At 55.7% G+C, this 1722-nt stretch carries 1 protein-coding gene and 1 pseudogene; both read left to right on the top strand.

The window, feature by feature from the left end; translation table 11 throughout:
* Positions 1–491, top strand: a 491-nt coding sequence (locus Q0F21_RS07735) for a GLPGLI family protein (protein WP_297238823.1), incomplete at its 5' end; no start/stop codon positions are given.
* Between the two features lie 2 nt (positions 492–493).
* Positions 494–1722, top strand: a pseudogene (locus Q0F21_RS07740) (hypothetical protein); the annotation flags it as partial.

Raw genomic sequence — 1722 nt, forward strand, 5'->3', positions numbered from 1 at the left:
TGCGCGGTGCCGACAGCTGCTTCGTGGTGTCATCGACCGGGCTGAAAGATTATGCTTACGAGGAACCCCTTCCCCAGATGGAGTGGTCTATGACCCCCGGAGACACGATAGTAGCCGGAGTGAAGTGCAAGAAGGCTCTGACGCACTTCCGCGGGAGGGATTATGTGGCCTGGTATGCCCCCGAAGTTCCGATTCCGGATGGTCCCTATAAGTTTACAGGCCTGCCGGGTCTGATCTTCTGCTTGTATGACACGGCAGGTCAGTACTCCTTTACTCTCGGGTCGCTCTCTGCGGTCCCGGAGAAGGATCCGGTCCCCATCTACCGCCGAACGGACTATCCTGAGGAGACACGGAGGCACATCCTGCAAATGCACAAGAACTTCTGTGCCGATCCCGCTCGCGGACTGATGAGCATGAGGGGCGTCACGATCCCTGAGGAGACACTCAAGAGCATTAAGCCACTTCCCTTCAACCCCATAGAGCTGGAGTGACTATGTGGCACCGCATAAGGATCAGGCTCTTCCTTGTCCTCCTATTGCTTACTCCTCCACTCCTGGCTACAGCAGATCCCTGCACCATACATGTGACTATCCTCTCAGCAGAGGACGAGATGCCTCTGCCGGGTGTACTCTGTCGCCTCTACGACGAGGGTGATGCCCTCGTAGGCTATGCTATCACAGGTGATCAAGGACAGGCTGAACTCACGATCAGTGAGTCGGTGTCCAGGCTGAGCGTTACGCTGATGAGCTATAAGTCAGCAGAGGTGAGACGGGATAGACTGAGATGTGGGAGCGAGCTGGTGCTGCGGCTTGAGCCCACCGCTACCAAGCTCCCCGAGATCTTCGCAAAGGCTCCGCCCGTGGTCGCATATAAGGATACCGTAAGCTATGATGTCTCCTCCTTTCGGGTGAAGAGTGACCGCTCCATCGGGGATGTGCTCAGGAAGCTCCCCGGAGTGGAGGTGGGTAACAGCGGAGACATCAAGTACCAGGGACGTGCCATTAGTCATCTCTATATAGAGGGGCAGGACCTACTGGAGAATCGGTACAACCTGGCTACTCAAAACCTCCCTGCCGATGCGATCGCCGGGGTCGATGTCATGGAGCGTCATACTCACGAGCGGATCCTCAAGAAGAGATCGGACAGCAAGGATGTGGCTATGAATCTTCGTCTCAGTAAGGACTATAAGGCACGACCCTTTGGCGAAGTCTCTATAGGATCAGGACTTTCCCCCCTGCTGCTGGAGTCTAAGATTAGCACTACCTTAGTGCGCCGGAGATCACAGAGCATGCTGGTCGGTGAAGGGAATAATACCGGTCAGGATGTGGAGCGGCTTTACGGTGGCGTCCCCACCGTCTACGATCTCCTCTATCGACCCACTCCTGCCTCGCCATTTCTGATCACCGACTTCCCCACTGACATCCCTTTGCCTCTGGTGCGCTATCGCTTTAATGAGAGCGGCGCTGCAAGTCTCAATCACCTCTTTATCCTCAGCCCTGTCCGGAGCTTGCGAGTAAGTGCGACCGGGGTCGCCGATCGGCAGCATAGGAGGCGTATGGAGGACAATAGATATGGCGGAGAGGATCCTTGGGAGTATCGTGAGCAGTCCGGTGGTAAGCGTCGCTACTTCCGTCTCTCTCCCTCTATCTATTATGAGCATAATAGCGACAACGTCTATCTGTCGGATAAGCTCTCAGCGGATATAGCTAAGGTGGGGATGCA

This window comes from uncultured Porphyromonas sp. (assembly GCF_934359325.1).
In the GTDB taxonomy this organism is placed as follows: Bacteria; Bacteroidota; Bacteroidia; order Bacteroidales; family Porphyromonadaceae; genus Porphyromonas_A.